This is a genomic window from Streptomyces sp. CLCI03 (genome assembly GCF_053615355.1).
Genome location: NZ_CM132132.1, coordinates 1,902,353 through 1,919,427 on the forward strand (window position 1 = coordinate 1,902,353; position 17,075 = coordinate 1,919,427).

Below are 17,075 nucleotides of genomic sequence, written 5' to 3' on the forward strand. Positions count from 1 at the left end.
GGGGGCTGTGAGCACGGACACGTCCGCCCTTCGGAACCCGGGCCGCCGCTCCCCCATCGAACGAAGAGTCTGAATGCGTCTGGGGCGGGAGTACCACATGGTCGGCAAGGTTGACGGGCGGGAACGGGAGCGGGGCCGCCGGTCCGCCCCGCGAGGCTCCATGGTCGTCGGCCTGCTGTGCACCGTGGTCCTCGCGGGCGTCGGATACGCCGCCTGGGAGCTGCGCGGTATCGCCGCCACCCGCGCGGACGGCGATCCGGCGCAGGGCGTCTACCAGCAGGACCCCGAGCGGGCCGACAGGACGGCGGCCGCGGTGCTGGACGGGATCGTGCGGGAGGACCCGGAGCCGCCGAAGGACGACAAGGCCTTCACCGGCGGCGGCACGGTGGACTGGCGGTACGCCGGGTGGCAGCCCTCCGACCCGCTGGAGGCCCGGCCCGCCCCGGCCGAGCCCGCCGTCGGCGCGCTGTTCTCCCCGGGCGGCGACGGCGACCCCGACCACCACTGCTCGGCCGTGGTGGTGCACTCCCCGCGCGGCGACCTCATCGCCACCGCCGCGCACTGCGTGTACGCCGGCGGCTTCCGGACCAATCTGGCCTTCGCGCCCGGCTACCGGGACGGGGTGGCCCCGTTCGGCATCTGGGTGCCGACCCGGATCGACGTGGACCCGCACTGGACGCAGGACCAGGACCCCGATCACGACGTCGCCCTGCTCCGGCTGCGCCGGCCGGGCTATCCGGGGCAGCGGTTGGAGGACGTCACGGGCGCCCTGACCATGGACTTCGGCACCGAACTACCGGCGCCCGCCCGCCTCATGGGCTATCCGAACTACGCCGAGCAGCCGGTGGAGTGCCGGAACACGGCCGTCCTGGCCGGGCCGACGCAGGTGCGGCTGGACTGTGCGGACGTACCCAACGGGACCAGTGGCGGCCCGGTCCTGACCGGCCGCGGCACCCTGGTCGGGGTGATCGGCGGCCGGGACGGGGGCGGGGACGAGGAGACCTCGTACAGCGTCCGCTTCGGCGACGCGGTCCGCGCCCTGTACGAGCGCTCCACCAAGTCCTGAACGGTCTCGGGTTCCGCGTCGCCGGACTCGTCGGCACGCATCGCGCAGCAGGCAGCACATCGACGGGACCGGGACATGGCGCTGTTGCTGCCCGCCTCCGCCGAGGAGATCGGCGCGGCCGAGGCGACCCGTCCCGGCCCGGGCCCCGGCCAGGACGGTCGATGCGGTCGTGACGGCCGCGGATTTCTGGGTGGTTGTCCGGCTCGTCGTCGTTCATGCCGCAGATTCTGCTGTGCGGGGGGCGCGCGCGGCAGTCCCGAGCCGGGGCGCCCGGAGGCGACCCGGGGGCGGGCGGACTCGTGCCGGGGCGCCGGCGCGATCCGCTCAGCGCGGCAGGGCGGCGTACGAGACTCCCGTGAGCTTCTCGGAGGCGGCCCACAGCCTCTCGCCGGACGTGTCGTCGAGGGTCCAGCCGGCCCGCCAGGACCGGGCGGGGGCCCCGCGCCAGCCGAACCGGGGGCCGATGAACGCGTCCGGCTCGACCCCGGGCGCGGTGGCGGCGTGGAGGGTGGGTCGGGCGCCCGAGGAGGTGGGTTGGGCGAGGACCGCGTTGCCGAGGGCGGCCACCCGTGAGGTGAGGGTGGGGCCCTCCAGCTTCGACGCCCCGGAGTGGAGGTTGCTGGAGGCGTAGCCGGGGTGGGCGGCGACGGCGGTGATCGGGGAGCCGGCGGCCGTGAAGCGGCGGGCGAGCTCGTGGGTGAAGAGCAGGTTGGCGGTCTTGGAGCGGCCGTAGGCGATCCAGCGCCGGTAGCCGTGCTCGCCGCCGACGTCGGCGAGGCCCGCGTCGTCGGGGTCGATCCGCCCGAGCACGTGGAAGCCGCTGGAGACGTTGACGATCCGGGCCCCTGGGGCGGCGGCGCGCAGCCGCGGCAGCAGCAGTCCGGTCAGGGCGAAGTGCCCGAGGTGGTTGACCCCGAACTGCGTCTCGAATCCGTCGACGGTCCGCCCGTACGGCAGGGCCATCACACCCGCGTTGTTGATCAGCAGGTCCAGCGAGGCGTGCAGCTGCCCGTAGGCGGCGGCGAACTCCCGTACGGAGGCCAGGTCGGCGAGGTCCAGCGGCAGGAACTCCGCCCGCGCCCGCGGGACCTCCGCGCGCAGCCGGATCACGGCGGCCCTGCCGCGGGCCGCGCTCCGGCAGGCCAGCACCACCTGGGCGCCGCGCCGGGCGAGCTCGCGGGCGGTGACGTACCCGATCCCGCTGTTGGCCCCGGTCACGACGGCGACGCGGCCGCTCTGGTCGGGGATGTGCGTGGCGTTGCGGCCCGGCATGGCGGCTCCCTCGTGAAAGGCACTGGGTTACCGAGGGTAGTGCGGGGGTGTTCCGCTGCTGTCGCCGGGCCGGAGCCAGGGCGGCGCGGGTCGTGGATCCGCAGGCCAGTAGGCTGCGGCGGGTCCGCCCTCTTCACCCCCTCCCGCTCCCGTCCCCGAGGAACCGCGCAGTGAGCTCCCCGCCGCCCCCCATGCCCGTGACGGTCGTCGGCCTCGGCGCGGACGGCTGGGCCGGGCTCTCCGCCGCCGGCCGCTCCGCTCTCACCTCGGCCGAGGTGCTGATCGGCGGGCCGCGCCAGCTGGACCTGCTGCCGGCGGCCGAGTGCGCCGGCGAGCGGGTGGCCTGGCCGAGCCCGCTGCGGCCCGCCGTGCCGAAGCTGATGGCCGAGCACGCCGGTCGCCGGATCGCGGTGCTGGCCAGCGGCGACCCGATGTTCTACGGGATCGGCCGCGCCCTCGCCGAGGAACTCGGGCCGCGGTCCCTGCGGGTGCACCCGCACCCCTCGTCGGTGTCCTACGCCTGCGCCCGCCTGGGCTGGCCGCTGGAGGACACCGAAGTGGTCACGGTGGTCGGCCGCCCGGTGGCCCGGCTGGCGGCCGCGCTCCACGAAGGACGCCGGGTGCTGGTGCTCAGCGCCGGAGCCGCGTCCCCGGGCGAGATCGCCGCACTGCTGCGGGAGCGCGGCTTCGGCCCGAGCCGGATGCGGGTCCTCGAACAGCTCGGGTCCGAGCGCGAGGACACGTACGAGGGCCACGCCGACACCTGGGACCACGCGCCCGCCGACCCCCTGAACGTGGTCGCGCTCGACTGCCGCCGCGACCCGACCCACGACGCGCCGCGGCTCGGCGCGACCCCGGGCCTCCCGGACACCGCGTACGAGCACGACGGGCAGCTCACCAAGCGCCATGTCCGGGCCGCGACCCTGTGCGCGCTGGCCCCGGCCCCCGGCGAGTTGCTGTGGGACATCGGCGGCGGCTCCGGCTCCATCGGCATCGAGTGGATGCGGACGCACCCGTCGTGCCGGGCGGTGGCCGTGGAGCGCGTCCCGGAGCGGGCCGGGCGCATCACCCGCAACGCGGCGGCGCTGGGCGTCCCCGGCCTGCGCGTGGTCGTCGGGGCCGCGCCGCAGGCGCTGGCCGGACTGCCGGCCCCCGACGCCGTGTTCATCGGCGGCGGGCTGACCGCCCCCGGCCTGCTGGACGCGGTCTGGGACGCGCTGGCCCCCGGCGGCCGGCTCGTGGTCAACACCGTCACCCTGGAATCGGAGGCGGTGCTCGCCGAGCGCTACCGACGCCATGGCGGCGAACTGGTCAAGCTCGCCGTCGCGCACGCCGTGCCGGTCGGTGGTTTCACGGGCTGGCGGCAGGCGATGCCGGTCACCCAGTGGTCCGTGACGAAGTCGGAGGGCTCGACCGCCGGGTCGACCGAGGAGAAGGATCGAACATGACCGTGTACTTCATCGGTGCCGGCCCCGGCGCCGCCGACCTGATCACCGTGCGCGGCGCCCGGACCCTGGCCGCCGCCCCCGTCTGTCTGTACGCGGGCAGCCTCGTGCCGCGCGAGCTGCTGGCCGAGTGCCCCGCGGACGCCCGCCTGGTCGACACCTCGCAGCTGAACCTGGACGAGATCGTCGCCGAGTACGTACGGGCCCACGCGGCGGGCCAGGACGTGGCGCGGCTGCACTCCGGCGACCCGTCGATCTTCAGCGCGGTCGCGGAGCAGATGCGGCGGCTGGACGCGGCCGGCATCCCCTACGAGGTCGTCCCGGGCGTCCCGGCCTTCGCCGCGGCGGCCGCCGCCCTCAAGCGGGAACTGACCGTCCCCACCGTCGGGCAGACGGTGATCCTGACCCGGATCGCCCAGCAGGCCACGCCCATGCCGCCGGGCGAGGACCTGGCCACGCTGGGCCGCAGCGGCGCGCTGCTGGTGCTGCACCTGGCCACCCGCTACGTGGACCGGGTCGTCGACGAGCTGCTACCGCACTACGGGGCCGAGTGCCCGGTGGCGGTCGTGGCGATGGCCTCGCGCCCCGACGAGCTGATCCTGCGCGGCACCCTGGCCGACATCGCGCCGCAGGTGAAGGAACACGGGCTGGTGCGCACCGCCGTCATCGTGGTGGGCCGCACGCTGGGCGCGGAGCAGTTCCGTGACAGCCACCTGTACTCGCCCGAGCGTGACCGGCATGTCTGCTGAGTCGGCCCCCCGTCCGGACCCGCGCCCGGAGCCCCGCCCGGAGCCCAGCCCGGACGGGCGCCCGGCCCGCCACGTCCTGGTCCTGGGCGGTACGACGGAGGCCCGCCGCCTCGCGGAGGCGCTGGCGGCCGCCCCCTCGGGCCGGGTGACCACCTCGCTCGCGGGCCGGGTGACCTCGCCCGTGCTCCCGCCCGGCGAGACCCGCGTCGGTGGCTTCGGCGGCGTCGAGGGCCTCGCGGCCTGGATCGTCGCCCACGACGTCACCCATGTCGTGGACGCCACCCATCCCTTCGCGGAGCGGATGAGCTTCCACGCGGCCGGGGCGGCCGCCCGCACGGGCGTACCGCTGCTGGCACTGCGGCGGCCGGGTTGGACGCCGCGGTCGGGCGACCGTTGGACCTTCGTGGACTCCCTCGACGAGGCGGCCGACCGGCTGCCCGCCCTCGGCTCCCGCGCGTTCCTGACCACCGGTCGGATGGGCCTGCACACCTTCGCGCACCTCACCGACACCTGGTTCCTGGTGCGTTCGGTGGACCCGCCGGCGCCGCCGGTCCCGCCGCGCCTCGAAGTGCTCCTGGACCGGGGTCCGTTCACCCTGGACGACGAGCGGGGGCTGATCGCCCGGCACCGGATCGACGTCCTGGTCACCAAGGACAGCGGTGGCTCGGCCACCGCCCCCAAGCTCACCGCGGCCCGCGAGGCCGGCATCCCGGTGCTCGTCGTACGCCGCCCTGCGGTGCCGGCGGGCGTGCCGGAGACGGGCTCCGTCGAGGCCGTGCGGGACTGGCTCGCCACGAGCCGGTAGCCAGGCTCCGGTTCTGCCCCGGGGAAAAGGAATTGCCTGCCGGGGCCGGGTCACGTTGGGTGGACGGCATGACCGTGCTGCACACCGAACGCCTCGTCCTGCGCCCCTGGCGGGACTCCGACCTCGGCCCCTGGGCGGCGATGAACGCCGATCCCGAGGTTCGGGAGCACCTGGGCGACCCGCTCACCCGTGAGCAGAGCGAGGCCTCCATGGCGCGGTTCCGGGCCGCCTTCGACCGGCGGGGCTACGGCTGGTGGGCCGTGGAGGTCCGGGCCACGGGCGAGTTCATCGGCTTCGCGGGCATGGACGACGTGGACGAGGGCATGCCGTTCACCGGGGTGGAGATCGGCTGGCGGCTCGCCCGTGCCTCCTGGGGCGTGGGCTACGCCACCGAGGCCGCGCGGGCGGTCGTGGCCCACGGCTTCGACACGCTGGGGCTCCCCGAGCTCCTCGCCGTGACCACGGCCGGCAACCTCCGCTCCCAGGCGGTGATGCGGAAGCTCGGGATGACCCGGAACCCGGCCGACGACTTCGACGACCCCGACGCGCCCGAAGGACCGCTGCGTCCGAACGTGCTGTTCCGGCTGGAGCGGGACGCGGCGCCGGCGGGCGGTGCGTCGGGCTCCCGCTGAGGCGCCACCGTACGGGCAAGGCCCGGTGCGCTCGTCGCACCGGGCCTTCCCGCGTGTACCGCCGCGTCCCGCCTCACCCGGTCACGGGTAGCGGCGCGGCGTCCAGGTGATCCTCGAACCGTCGGCCCGCTCGGTGACCTGCGTCTGCGAGGAGCCGATCAGCAGGATCGTGCGCATGTCCACCTCGGACGGCTCCAGTTCGGCGAGCGTGACGATCCGCACCGACTGCTCGGGGCCGCCCACGTCGCGGGCGACGACCACCGGGGTCTCCGGCGAGCGCAGTTCCAGCAGCAGCTCCCGGGCCTGGGCCACCTGCCAGGTCCGACTGCGCGAGCCCGGGTTGTAGAGGGCGAGCACCAGGTCGGCCGCGGCGGCCGCGCGCAGCCGCTCCGCGATGACCTCCCAGGGCTTGAGCCGGTCCGAGAGCGAGATGGTGGCGTAGTCGTGGCCGAGCGGGGCACCGGCCGCGGCGGCCGCCGCGTTGGCCGCGGTCACCCCCGGCAGGACCCGTACCGGCACGTCCTTGTACGCGGCCTGCCCGGCCACCTCCAGGACCGCCGTGGCCATCGCGAACACACCGGGGTCGCCGCCGGAGACCACGGCCACCCGCTTGCCGCGCCGGGCGAGGTCGAGGGCGAACTCGGCGCGCTCCGACTCCACCTTGTTGTCGGAGCCGTGGCGGATCTGGCCCGGCTTGACGGGCACCCGGTCCAGGTAGGTGGTGTAGCCGACCAGGACCTCGGCGTCGGCGAGGGCGCGCCGGGTCTCGGGGGTGAGCCACAGCGGGCCGGCCGGGCCGGTGCCGACGACGACGACCTCGCCGGGGCCGGACGGGACGCTGCCCGGGTTGCCGATGCGGCTGGGGAGCACGGCGACGGCGAAGTACGGCACGCTGTCGGCCTCGATGTCGGCGAGGAGTCCGGTGCGCTCGCCGGCCATGGTGGCCCGTTCGACGTAGCGGGCCTCGGCGAGCCGACCACTGCTCTCCATCGCGCCGCGGACGGCGGGGAAGGTCCGGCCGAGCTTCATCACGACCGCCGAGTCGGTGGCGGCGAGGCGGGCGGTGAGCTCCTCCTCGGGCAGGGTGCCGGGGAGGATGGTCAGCACCTCCTCGCCCTCGACGAGCGGGGTGCCGAGCCGGGCGGCGGCGGCGCTGACGGAGGTGACGCCGGGGATGACCTCGGCCTCGTACCGGTCGGCGAGCCGCTTGTGCATGTGCATGTACGAGCCGTAGAAGAGCGGGTCGCCCTCCGCGAGCACGGCGACGGTCCGGCCGGCGTCCAGGTGCGCGGCGAGCCGGGCGGCGGCGGCCTCGTAGAACTCCTCCATCGCCCCCTGGTAGCCGCCGGGGTGGTCGGTGGTCTCGGTGGTGACCGGGTAGACCAGCGGTTCCTCGACGTGGTCGGCGCGCAGGTGCTTCGCGGCGATCGAGCGGGCGATGGAACGGCCGTGGCGGGCGCTGTGGTAGGCCACGACATCGGCCTCGGCGATCACCTCGACGGCGCGCAGGGTCATCAGCGACGGGTCGCCGGGGCCGAGCCCGACCCCGTACAGCCGTCCCTTGGCGATGTCGCTCATTCGGCCACGCTCGCAATGGCGTTGAGGGCGGCGGCGGCCATCGCGCTGCCGCCGCGCCGGCCGCGCACGATCAGGTGGTCGAGGCCCGAGGGGTGGGCGGCGAGGGCGTCCTTGGACTCGGCGGCGCCGATGAAACCGACGGGGACCCCGATGACGGCGGCGGGGCGCGGGGCGCCCTCCTCGATCATCTCCAGCAGCCGGAACAGGGCGGTCGGCGCGTTGCCGACGGCGATGACCGAGCCCTCCAGCAGGCCGCGGTCGCGCCAGACCTCCAGGGCGGCGGCGCTGCGCGTGGTGCCCATCTTCGCGGCGAGTTCCGGTACGGCCGGGTCGGAGAGCGTGCAGATCACGTCGTTGTCGGCGGGCAGCCGCTTGCGGGTGACACCGCTGGCGACCATCTGCACGTCGCACAGGATCGGCGCGCCCGCCTCCAGCGCCGCGCGGGCGCGCAGCACGACCTCGGGGGTGTACCCGAGGTCCTGCGGGAGGTCGGTCATTCCGCAGGCGTGGATCATGCGCACCGCGACCTGGGCGACCGTGTCGGGCAGCCCGGAGAGGTCCGCCTCGGCGCGGATCGTGGCAAAGGACTGGCGGTAGATGGCCGCGCCGTCCTTCTCGTACTCAAACACGGTGTACTCGCTCATTTCTTCACTACGTCGGGGTCGGTGCGGGCGTCCGCGAGTGCCGCGGCAAGTTCGGTGGGCCGTACGTCGTCGCGTACGGGGCGGCCGGGTGCGGCGAGCCGGTATCCGGAGCCGGTGGCGACCAGATCCACCCAGGCGGTGCCGCGCGGATGCCCGCAGCGGCGCTCGCAGCCGGACCAGTGCACGGGCAGCGGACCGCGCGCCCGGTCGGCGACGGCCCGCGCGTCGGCCCGTACGTCCGCGAGGGATTTCGCGCAACCCGGGCGCCCGGTACAGGCGGTGACGGACTGCCAGGAACTGTCGGGGGTGACGACCAGCCCGGCGTCCTCGATGCGGGCGGGCACGTCCAGGGGCACCGAGGGCAGGACGACGCTGCGCCACGGGGTGATCCGCAGGCCGCCGTTCCCCTCGTCCGCGGCCTGCGCCAGGAGCCGCCACTGCGCGGTGTCGAGCCGGCCGAGCGGGGGCAGCACGCACAGGGTGGCGTGGCCGTCGGGCCCGATCGACGGCCCCGGCCGGGGCGGAGCCGCGGACGGCCATGCGACGGCGCCGAGGGTCACGCAGGCGATGCCGGCGGCATCGAGCCGCCGAGCGAACTCGCGCTCGTCCAGGATGTGTTCGGCGGGCAGTTCGGCCACCCGCCAGGCCTGCGTACCGGCTTCGGCGGCGACGTCGAGGAAGTACCGGGCGGCCAGCAGCGCCGCCCGGGGGGCGTCCGATCCGGCCAGCTCCACGGCGTCGGCGGCCCGGCCGAGCCGGACCAGCGCCCGGCCCCGGGAGCGGCCGAGCACGGTCACGTCGGGGGCGAGCGCGGCCACGTCGCCGCGGCCGTCGTCGAAGGCGAACAGGAACCGCCCGGACAGCGCGGCGGCCCAGGGGGCGGCGCACAGCAGCCGGTCGAATTCCACGGCCCGGGCCGACGCGTCGGGCCGGTCGGGTCCGTCCAGGCCGGACAGGGGCGTGGCCACGATGTTCCGTACCCGCTCATGGCTCGGCGCGGGCAGCAGCCCGGCCCGGTCCAGCAACTCCGCGAGCCCGGCGCCGCACCCGTCGGCCAGGCCGCGCAGTTGCACGTTGCCGCGCGAGGTCAGCTCCAGGTGCCCGTCCCCGAACCGGTCGGCGGCGAGCGCCAGCGCCGAGGCCTGCTCGACGGTGAGCAGCCCGGCCGGTACCCGGACCCGCGCCAGGAACCCGTCGTCCGCCGCGTGCAGCCGCAGCGCGCCGGGGCAGGCGTCGCCGCGCTCCCGTATGACGGGTTCGTCCCGCGATGCGGCGGAAGGGGGCTGGGGCATGGCCGCGAGCATACCCACGATTGCGCCCCCCGGACCTGTGTCCGTCACCACCCCGACCAGCGACATTCGCCCCCGCCACCACCCAGCACCCCCATTCGGCCCCACCCACCCGTCCACCCCCACCCCACGCCTCCAGCCCCGCCGGCGTTTGAGGCGCGGGGCCCGGGGCAGAGCCCCGGCAGCGGCGCCGCACCGGCACGCCACCCGCTCCACCCCACCCACCCCCGCGGGAGCACCCGGCGGGAGCCACCCGGCCGGAGCCACCCCGCCCACCCCGGCGGGAGCCACTCGCCCCTAAGATGACCTTCCGGCGGACCACACGGCCCGCCGTCGCCGAGGACGGCGACATGGGAGGAAGCCCGGTGCAATTCCGGCGCGGTCCCGCCACTGTGAACCCCGCGGAGCGATCCGGCGCCCGGGGTGAGTCAGGAACTCCCGCTGTCCTCACACTGCCCGGGGCGCGGAAACCCCGAGGAAGGCCTGCCGCCGCATGATCCTGCTGCTGTCGACGTCCGACACCGATCTGCTCAGCGCCCGCGCAGCGAACACGGCGGACGGCCCCGTCCCGTACCGGTTCGCGAACCCCTCCCGTCTCCCCCTCGACGACCTGCCCGGCCTCCTCGACGGGGTCGACCTGGTCGTCGTACGCCTCCTCGGCGGCCTCCGCGCCTGGCAGGACGGCCTCGACCTGCTCCTGTCCCCCGGCCAGACCCGCCCGGTCGTGGTCCTGACCGGCGAACAGGCTCCGGACGCCCAGCTCATGGAGGCCTCCACGGTCCCCATCGGCATCGCGGCCGAGGCCCACGGCTACCTCGCCCACGGCGGTCCGGCGAACCTGGAGCAGCTGGCTCGGTTCCTCTCCGACACCGTCCTGCTCACCGGTCACGGCTTCGAGCCGCCCGCGGCCTCCCCCACCTGGGGACCGCTGGAGCGCACCCCGCGGCGCACCGAGGGCCCGCGGGTCGCGGTGCTGTACTACCGCGCCCACCAGATGAGCGGGAACACCTTCTTCGTGCACGCCCTGTGCGACGCGATCGAGGGCCACGACGCCCAGGCGCTGCCGCTGTACGTGTCCTCGCTGCGCACCCCCGAGCCGGAGCTGATCGCCGCGCTGGAGTCGGTCGACGCGGTCGTCACCACCGTCCTCGCGGCGGGCGGCACCAAGCCCGCCACCGCCTCGGCGGGCGGCGACGACGAGTCCTGGGACGCGGGCGCGCTCGCCGGCCTCGGCGTGCCGATCCTCCAGGCCCTGTGCCTGACCGGCTCGCGCGCCGCCTGGGAGGAGAACGACGAGGGCCTCTCCCCGCTGGACGCCGCCACGCAGGTCGCGGTGCCCGAGTTCGACGGCCGTCTGATCACCGTCCCGTTCTCCTTCAAGGAGATCGACGAGGACGGCCTGCCCGCCTACGTGGCCGACCCCGAGCGGGCCGCCCGCGTCGCGGGGATCGCCGTACGCCACGCCCGTCTGCGGCACATCGAGCGCCGCGACAAGAAGGTCGCGCTGGTCCTGTCCGCGTACCCGACCAAGCACTCGCGCATCGGCAACGCGGTCGGCCTCGACACCCCGGCCAGCGCCGTGGAGCTGCTGCGCACCCTCATCGCCGGTGGCTACGACTTCGGTCCGACCGAGGACATCCCGGGGCTGGTCTCGGGCGACGGCGACGAGCTGATCCGCGCCCTGATCGAGGCCGGCGGCCACGACCAGGACTGGCTGACCGAGGAGCAGCTGGCCCGTAACCCGGTCCGGATCCCGGCCGCCGACTACAAGCGGTGGTTCGCCGAGCTCCCGGCCGAGCTGCGGGACAGCGTCACCGAGCACTGGGGCGAGGCCCCGGGCAACATGTTCGTGGACCGCTCCGCCAACCCGGAGGGTGACATCGTCCTCGCGGCCCTGCGCCGGGGGAACCTCCTCATCCTCATCCAGCCGCCGCGCGGCTTCGGCGAGAACCCGATCGCGATCTACCACGACCCGGACCTGCCGCCCTCGCACCACTACCTGGCCGCGTACCGGTGGATCCAGGCGCGCGCCGAGGACGGCGGTTTCGGCGCCGACGCGATGATCCACCTGGGCAAGCACGGCAACCTGGAGTGGCTGCCCGGCAAGAACGCGGGCCTGTCCGCCGCGTGCGCGCCCGACGCCGCCCTCGGTGACCTGCCGCTCATCTACCCGTTCCTGGTCAACGACCCGGGCGAGGGCACCCAGGCGAAGCGCCGGGTGCACGCCACGCTGGTCGACCACCTGGTGCCGCCGATGGCGCGCGCGGAGTCGTACGGCGACATCGCGCGCCTGGAGCAGCACCTGGACGAGTACGCGCAGATCTCCGCGATGGACCCGGCGAAGCTGCCGGCCATCCGCGCGCAGATCTGGACGCTGATCCAGGCCGCCAAGCTCGACCACGACCTCGGTCTGGAGGAGCGCCCGGACGACGACGGCTTCGACGACTTCCTGCTGCACGTCGACGGCTGGCTGTGCGAGGTCAAGGACGCCCAGATCCGTGACGGTCTGCACGTCCTGGGTGGTGCGCCGACCGGTGAGGCCCGGGTCAACCTGGTCCTCGCGATCCTGCGCGCCCGGCAGATCTGGGGCGGTACGACGGCCCTTCCGGGTCTGCGCGAGGCGCTCGGCCTGGACGAGTCCAAGGCCACCCGTACCTCGGCGGACACCGTGGAGGAGCAGGCCCGCGCCCTGGTCCAGGCGATGGAGGACGCGAACTGGTCCCTGGACGCCGTGTCCTCGGTCGCGGCGGACCACCCGGCGGACGTCGCGGCGGTCCTGTCGTTCGCGGCCCGCGAGGTGGTTCCGCGCCTGGCCGGCACGACGGACGAGATCGCCCACGTGGTCGCCGCCCTGGACGGCCGTTTCGTCCCGGCGGGCCCTTCGGGCTCGCCGCTGCGCGGCCTGGTCAACGTCCTGCCGACGGGCCGCAACTTCTACTCGGTCGACCCCAAGGCCGTCCCCTCCCGCCTCGCGTGGGAGACGGGCCAGGCCCTGGCCGAGTCCCTCCTCACCCGCTACCGCACCGACAACGGCGAGTGGCCTGCCTCGGTGGGCCTGTCCTTGTGGGGCACGAGCGCGATGCGCACGTCGGGCGACGACGTGGCGGAAGCCCTCTCCCTCCTCGGTGTCCGCCCGGTCTGGGACGAGGCCTCGCGCCGCGTCACCGGCCTGGAGCCGATCCCGCTCGACGAACTGGGCCGCCCGCGCATCGACGTGACGCTGCGCATCTCGGGCTTCTTCCGCGACGCGTTCCCGCACGTCATCGGCCTGCTGGACGACGCGGTGCGGCTCGCGGCCTCGCTGGACGAGCCGGCCGAGCAGAACTTCGTCCGGGCGCACGCCCAGGCGGACCTGGCCGAGCACGGTGACGAGCGGCGCGCGACGACCCGTATCTTCGGCTCGCGCCCGGGCACGTACGGCGCCGGCATCCTGCAGTTGATCGACTCCCGCGACTGGCGTACGGACGCCGACCTCGCGGAGGTCTACACGGTGTGGGGCGGCTACGCGTACGGCCGGGGTCTGGAGGGCCGCCCCGCCCGGGACGAGATGGAGACGGCGTACAAGCGCATCACGGTCGCGGCGAAGAACACGGACACCCGCGAGCACGACATCGCGGACTCGGACGACTACTTCCAGTACCACGGCGGCATGGTGGCCACGGTCCGCGCCCTGCGCGGTACCGCTCCCGAGGCCTACATCGGTGACTCCACCCGCCCGGAGACGGTCAAGACCCGCACCCTGGTCGAGGAGACCTCGCGTGTCTTCCGGGCCCGTGTGGTGAACCCCAAGTGGATCGAGGCGATGCGCCGCCACGGTTACAAGGGTGCCTTCGAGCTCGCGGCGACGGTGGACTACCTCTTCGGGTACGACGCCACCACGGGCGTGGTCGCGGACTGGATGTACGACAAGCTCACCGAGACGTACGTCCTGGACCCGACCAACCGCGCCTTCTTGGAGGAGGCCAACCCCTGGGCCCTGCACGGCATCGCGGAGCGCCTGCTGGAGGCCGAGTCGCGCGGCATGTGGGAGAAGCCGGACCCGCAGATCCTCGAATCCCTGCGCCAGGTCTACCTGGACACGGAAGGCAACCTGGAGGGCGAGGCGGAGTAGTCCGCTCCCCGGAACACAGGCCGTCCCCCTCACCCTGCCGAAGGGTGAGGGGGACGGTTCTTTCGTTCAGGCCCACGCGCCCCGAGCACGCGGACCTGGTGGGTGACTACGCCTTGACCGTCTGGTTCAGCGCGACGAGCGCCTGGGCCCAGCGCACGTACTTCAGCTGCCCGAAGTCGGCGACGGTCTTGACCCCGAAGGCCTGGTGCAGCAGCTCGCCGTCCTCGTCGCTGACGCCCTTGAGCGCGGCGACGGGTGCCGCGAGCACCTCGGCGAGCGGCTTGTCGGCCCACGCCTTGTCGAGCACCTTGTCCAGATCGATCGCCATGAGCGTCCCTCTCGGATCCCCGAAACGAATATCGGGGCAAACCTAACCCAATCCGACAATCACCCCACGCTCCGACACCCCGGGGAGACATCCCCGCTCAAGGCTCAGGGCTCAGGGCTCAGGGCTCCGACGGTTCGGGGGGGCCGTGCCCGCTCCGCCCCCCGTCGGGCTCGGAGCGGTACACGCGGACGGACGCGCAGCGCACGAAGCTCCTTCCCTCCGAGCGCCTCCCGGCAGCTCGCGCCCCTCGCCAGAATGGACTCCATGAGTTTCGACATCTTCGTATGCCGCTTCGAGAACGGCGAGCCGGCGTCGCTGGACATGGGCGCCGCCCACGAGATCCTCGACCCCCACGCGGTGGCCCGGGACCCCGAGATCGGCTTCCTGCAGGTGAGTACGGCGGACGGCGAGGAGGCCGGGGTGTACCTGAACGATCCGACCGGCATCACCTTCAACCGCTTCGGAGGGGGCGGGGTCATGGACCTCCTGGCCGACCTGCTGCGGCGGCTGGACGCCGTGCTCATCGTGCCGGGCGGGCCGACCATGATCCGGCGGGACGAGGACCACGCACGTCTGCCGGCGGCCCTCAGGGACGAGTGGCCCGTCGTCGTGGCCCGGACCGGGGCCGAGATCGACCGGGCGATCCGGGCCGCCTGATCCGACGGGCGACCGGCCGAAGGCCCACCCCCGCCGCACCCCGCGCAATCCCTCGAAGGGGGGCATCGACACCTACGGGTGGTTCGAACGCCGGGTCTCCGCACGGCGCATGGGCTCCGACGCGTGGTCGCACCTGTGTGCGGGCATTCGTTCCCCCGGTCCCGTGACGCCGCTCTGAGCAGCCACGTTCATGCGGCGTCAGTGCGCAGCCGCGGCACCTCGGGAGGAATCTTGCGATCCGTGCACGTTCATGTGGCGTTCGACCCGACACCGGGCGGGGGTGGCCGCGCATGAGGCTCCTCAAGCGACCCGAAGCCCCCGAGCCCGCCGTCTCCGAGAGCGAACGGCGCCTCTTCGGCGGGCCCCTGCGCTACGACGCCGGCTGGTCCAACCACGAATACGCCCAACTCGAAGGGCGGCTGCTGACCACCCTGCGCTCCATGCCCCGCATGGTCGGCGGAACCCTGCGCCTCGCCCGGGACACCGACCGGCCCGCCCTGCTCACCGTCGCCGCCGCCGAGGCCGGGCAGGGGATCACCTCCGCCGTCGGGCTGCTCGTCATCAGCGATGTGCTCCGTACGCTGCTGAGCGAGGGCAGCGCCGCCGACCGGCTGTACGCGGCCCTGCCCGCCCTCGCCGCCGGGGCGCTGGTCGCCGTCCTGGGGGCCGTGCTCGCCGCCCGTTCCACGGCGGCCGCCGGACGGCTGGAGCCCAAGGTCGAACGGGCCGCGTACGAGCAGTACCTGAGCGCCGCCGTCGAGGTGGAGCTGGAGGCCATCGAGGACGGGGAGTTCCGGCGGCTGTTGGACAGCGCCCAGTGGGGTCCGCCCTCGGCCCGCCGCACGGTCGGCGCCTGCGTGGCCACCCTCGGCGGGGTCATCTCCCTGATCGCCACCGCCGGGGTGCTGACCGTCCTGCACCCCCTGCTGCTGCCGATGCTGTTGCTGATCGCCGCCCCGCGCGGCTGGGGCGCGATGCGGGTGGCGCAGCGCCGCTACCTGTCGATGATCACCTGGGTGGAGCACGTACGGGCCGCCCGGCTCATCGGCCAGCTGCTGATCTCCCGCACGTCGGCCCCCGAGGTACGGGTGCACGGCGTCGGCCGCTACCTGCTGGGCCACTACCGCAACATGGCCGAGGTCGCCGAGAGCGAGGCCACCCGCCTCGCCAAGGACAAGGCCGCCACCGAGCTGCTGGCCGCCGCGCTCTCCGGCCTCGCGGCCCTGGTCACCTACGGGGCGATGGGCGCGCTCATCGTCTCCGGCCGGATGGACCTCGCCGTCGCCGGTACCGCCGTGATCGCGGTGCGCACCGGTTCGGCGAGCCTGGGGGCGCTCGTGGCCACCACCAACACCCTGCACGAGGAGTCCCTGTACGTACGGGACCTGGAACGGTTCGTCGCCGAGGCGGCCCGCCGCGCCATCCCGTCCGGCGGGGCCCCGCTGCCCGAGCGGCTCGCCGCGGTGCGGCTGCGGGACGTGGACTTCAGCTACCCGGACCGGGACGAGCCCGCCCTCAGCGGGGTCTCTCTCACCATCGAGGCGGGCCAGGTGGTCGCCCTGGTCGGCGAGAACGGCTCCGGCAAGAGCACCCTCGTCAAACTGCTGGCGGGTCTGCACCTGCCCGACTCGGGTTCGGTCACCTGGGACGGGGTGGACGTGCGGGACGCCGACCGGGAGCAGGTCTTCGACCGGGTCGCGCTCCTCACCCAGGACTTCGAACGCTGGCCGGTGACCGCCCGTACCAACATCGCCATCGGACGCCCGGGGAAGGAGGACCCCGAACGCGCCGTCGACCAGGCCGCGGAGGTGGTGACCGCCGCCCGGTACGCCGGGGCCGACCGGATCGTCGAGAAGCTGCCGCACGGCTACGAGACGCTGCTCGCCCGGGTGTTCAGGGGTGCCTCGGAGCTGTCGGGCGGGCAGTGGCAGAAAATCGGTCTCGCCCGCACCCGTTTCCGCGACGCCCGCGTCCTGGTGGTGGACGAGCCCACGTCGGCGCTCGACCCGGAGGCGGAGATCGCCGCCTTCGACAGCATCCGGGGCCTCGCCGGCCCCGAGCGCGCGGTCGTCCTCGTCACGCACCGGATGTCCGGGGTGCGGTTCGCCGACGTCATCTACGTACTCCACGAGGGCCGGCTCGTCGAGCGGGGCGGCCACGACGAACTGATGGCGCTGGGCGGCCGGTACGCCTCCATGTACGCGATGCAGGCGGAGCAGTTCGGCCACGATCCGCGGCGCCGTTCGCCGTCGATCCCCCGGCAGTCGCCCGCACCGCAGAACGACGACTCGGTCACCTGAGCCGGGCGGGCCCGTCGCGGGGGGACCTGCGACGTCCCCAGCGTTATCCGGTGCGGGGGGCCCGCGCCGGCGGAAGCCCGGATCCTCACCTGAAGCGGTGAACCGCCCCTTATCCCGCGGTCACCAGGGGTAGGGCACTGCTGATCTCGTGCGGGGGTCCGGGTCGACCGGGCCCCCGCACCCATGGAAGAAAGGCCGA

General features: G+C 74.5%; 13 protein-coding genes and 1 riboswitch. Of the genes, 8 read left to right on the forward strand and 5 right to left on the reverse strand.

Features of this window, described 5'->3' with window-relative positions; translation table 11 throughout:
* Positions 1-97 precede the first annotated feature (97 nt).
* Complete coding sequence (locus tag ACWG52_RS08675; RefSeq protein ID WP_389813908.1) at positions 98-1,066, forward strand: trypsin-like serine peptidase; 969 nt, start codon at positions 98-100, stop codon at positions 1,064-1,066.
* A gap of 324 nt (positions 1,067-1,390) precedes the next feature.
* Here ACWG52_RS08675 and ACWG52_RS08680 read toward each other — a convergent pair whose 3' ends face one another.
* Positions 1,391-2,338 carry an oxidoreductase gene (locus tag ACWG52_RS08680; protein ID WP_389813905.1) on the reverse strand — a complete coding sequence of 316 codons (948 nt, stop codon included), beginning with the start codon at positions 2,336-2,338 and terminating at the stop codon, positions 1,391-1,393.
* Positions 2,339-2,529: 191 nt separating this feature from the next.
* Between ACWG52_RS08680 and cbiE the strand changes: the two genes are divergently transcribed.
* The 4 genes from cbiE to ACWG52_RS08700 all read left to right on the forward strand — a co-directional run bounded on the left by cbiE (position 2,530) and on the right by ACWG52_RS08700 (position 5,969).
* A complete protein-coding gene (gene cbiE, locus ACWG52_RS08685) occupies positions 2,530-3,786 on the forward strand; it encodes a precorrin-6y C5,15-methyltransferase (decarboxylating) subunit CbiE (protein ID WP_389814239.1) in 1,257 nt (418 codons plus the stop codon).
* Complete coding sequence (gene cobM, locus ACWG52_RS08690) at positions 3,783-4,532, forward strand: precorrin-4 C(11)-methyltransferase (protein WP_033218014.1); 750 nt, start codon at positions 3,783-3,785, stop codon at positions 4,530-4,532. The genes cbiE and cobM overlap by 4 nt, the downstream gene beginning before the upstream one ends.
* Positions 4,522-5,337 (forward strand): cobalt-precorrin-6A reductase, encoded by an 816-nt coding sequence (locus ACWG52_RS08695; RefSeq protein WP_389813902.1) that lies wholly within the window; start codon positions 4,522-4,524, stop codon positions 5,335-5,337. Before cobM ends, ACWG52_RS08695 begins: the two co-directional genes overlap by 11 nt.
* A gap of 68 nt (positions 5,338-5,405) precedes the next feature.
* Positions 5,406-5,969 carry a GNAT family N-acetyltransferase gene (locus ACWG52_RS08700; RefSeq protein ID WP_389813899.1) on the forward strand — a complete coding sequence of 188 codons (564 nt, stop codon included), beginning with the start codon at positions 5,406-5,408 and terminating at the stop codon, positions 5,967-5,969.
* 81 nt (positions 5,970-6,050) lie between these two features.
* On the opposite strand, the gene ACWG52_RS08705 is transcribed toward ACWG52_RS08700, so the two are convergent.
* Genes ACWG52_RS08705 through cobG form a run of 3 tightly spaced genes read right to left on the reverse strand, consistent with a single transcriptional unit; the run spans position 6,051 to position 9,495 of the window.
* Complete coding sequence (locus ACWG52_RS08705; protein WP_389813896.1) at positions 6,051-7,547, reverse strand: precorrin-2 C(20)-methyltransferase; 1,497 nt, start codon at positions 7,545-7,547, stop codon at positions 6,051-6,053.
* Complete coding sequence (locus ACWG52_RS08710) at positions 7,544-8,191, reverse strand: precorrin-8X methylmutase (RefSeq protein WP_030715079.1); 648 nt, start codon at positions 8,189-8,191, stop codon at positions 7,544-7,546. The genes ACWG52_RS08705 and ACWG52_RS08710 overlap by 4 nt, the downstream gene beginning before the upstream one ends.
* Positions 8,188-9,495: a precorrin-3B synthase gene (cobG, locus tag ACWG52_RS08715; RefSeq protein ID WP_390137181.1), complete on the reverse strand. Its 1,308-nt coding sequence runs from the start codon at positions 9,493-9,495 to the stop codon at positions 8,188-8,190. The genes ACWG52_RS08710 and cobG overlap by 4 nt, the downstream gene beginning before the upstream one ends.
* Before the next feature lie 318 nt (positions 9,496-9,813).
* Positions 9,814-9,918, forward strand: a riboswitch (cobalamin riboswitch).
* A gap of 55 nt (positions 9,919-9,973) precedes the next feature.
* Here cobG and cobN point away from each other — a divergent pair.
* Positions 9,974-13,591 (forward strand): cobaltochelatase subunit CobN, encoded by a 3,618-nt coding sequence (gene cobN / locus ACWG52_RS08720; RefSeq protein ID WP_453128368.1) that lies wholly within the window; start codon positions 9,974-9,976, stop codon positions 13,589-13,591.
* Between the two features lie 106 nt (positions 13,592-13,697).
* On the opposite strand, the gene ACWG52_RS08725 is transcribed toward cobN, so the two are convergent.
* Positions 13,698-13,919 (reverse strand): hypothetical protein, encoded by a 222-nt coding sequence (locus ACWG52_RS08725; protein ID WP_375942074.1) that lies wholly within the window; start codon positions 13,917-13,919, stop codon positions 13,698-13,700.
* 264 nt (positions 13,920-14,183) lie between these two features.
* On the opposite strand from ACWG52_RS08725, the gene ACWG52_RS08730 reads away from it, so the two are divergent.
* Together ACWG52_RS08730 and ACWG52_RS08735 are read left to right on the forward strand one after the other, a co-directional pair.
* Positions 14,184-14,576 (forward strand): hypothetical protein, encoded by a 393-nt coding sequence (locus ACWG52_RS08730; protein ID WP_390137109.1) that lies wholly within the window; start codon positions 14,184-14,186, stop codon positions 14,574-14,576.
* A gap of 290 nt (positions 14,577-14,866) precedes the next feature.
* Complete coding sequence (locus ACWG52_RS08735; protein ID WP_453128370.1) at positions 14,867-16,876, forward strand: ABC transporter ATP-binding protein; 2,010 nt, start codon at positions 14,867-14,869, stop codon at positions 16,874-16,876.
* The last annotated feature ends 199 nt before the right edge of the window (positions 16,877-17,075 follow it).

Excerpts from the sequence above, each read along its gene's own strand:
- ACWG52_RS08700 (WP_389813899.1), top strand. The coding sequence starts at position 5,406 with ATGACCGTGCTGCACACCGAACGCCTCGTCCTGCGCCCCTGGCGGGAC.
- ACWG52_RS08730 (WP_390137109.1), top strand. The coding sequence starts at position 14,184 with ATGAGTTTCGACATCTTCGTATGCCGCTTCGAGAACGGCGAGCCGGCG.
- ACWG52_RS08710 (WP_030715079.1), bottom strand. The coding sequence starts at position 8,191 with ATGAGCGAGTACACCGTGTTTGAGTACGAGAAGGACGGCGCGGCCATC.
- ACWG52_RS08675 (WP_389813908.1), top strand. The coding sequence starts at position 98 with ATGGTCGGCAAGGTTGACGGGCGGGAACGGGAGCGGGGCCGCCGGTCC.
- cobG (WP_390137181.1), bottom strand. The coding sequence starts at position 9,495 with ATGCTCGCGGCCATGCCCCAGCCCCCTTCCGCCGCATCGCGGGACGAA.
- ACWG52_RS08725 (WP_375942074.1), bottom strand. The coding sequence starts at position 13,919 with ATGGCGATCGATCTGGACAAGGTGCTCGACAAGGCGTGGGCCGACAAG.
- cbiE (WP_389814239.1), top strand. The coding sequence starts at position 2,530 with ATGCCCGTGACGGTCGTCGGCCTCGGCGCGGACGGCTGGGCCGGGCTC.
- ACWG52_RS08695 (WP_389813902.1), top strand. The coding sequence starts at position 4,522 with ATGTCTGCTGAGTCGGCCCCCCGTCCGGACCCGCGCCCGGAGCCCCGC.
- ACWG52_RS08680 (WP_389813905.1), bottom strand. The coding sequence starts at position 2,338 with ATGCCGGGCCGCAACGCCACGCACATCCCCGACCAGAGCGGCCGCGTC.
- ACWG52_RS08735 (WP_453128370.1), top strand. The coding sequence starts at position 14,867 with ATGAGGCTCCTCAAGCGACCCGAAGCCCCCGAGCCCGCCGTCTCCGAG.
- cobM (WP_033218014.1), top strand. The coding sequence starts at position 3,783 with ATGACCGTGTACTTCATCGGTGCCGGCCCCGGCGCCGCCGACCTGATC.
- ACWG52_RS08705 (WP_389813896.1), bottom strand. The coding sequence starts at position 7,547 with ATGAGCGACATCGCCAAGGGACGGCTGTACGGGGTCGGGCTCGGCCCC.
- cobN (WP_453128368.1), top strand. The coding sequence starts at position 9,974 with ATGATCCTGCTGCTGTCGACGTCCGACACCGATCTGCTCAGCGCCCGC.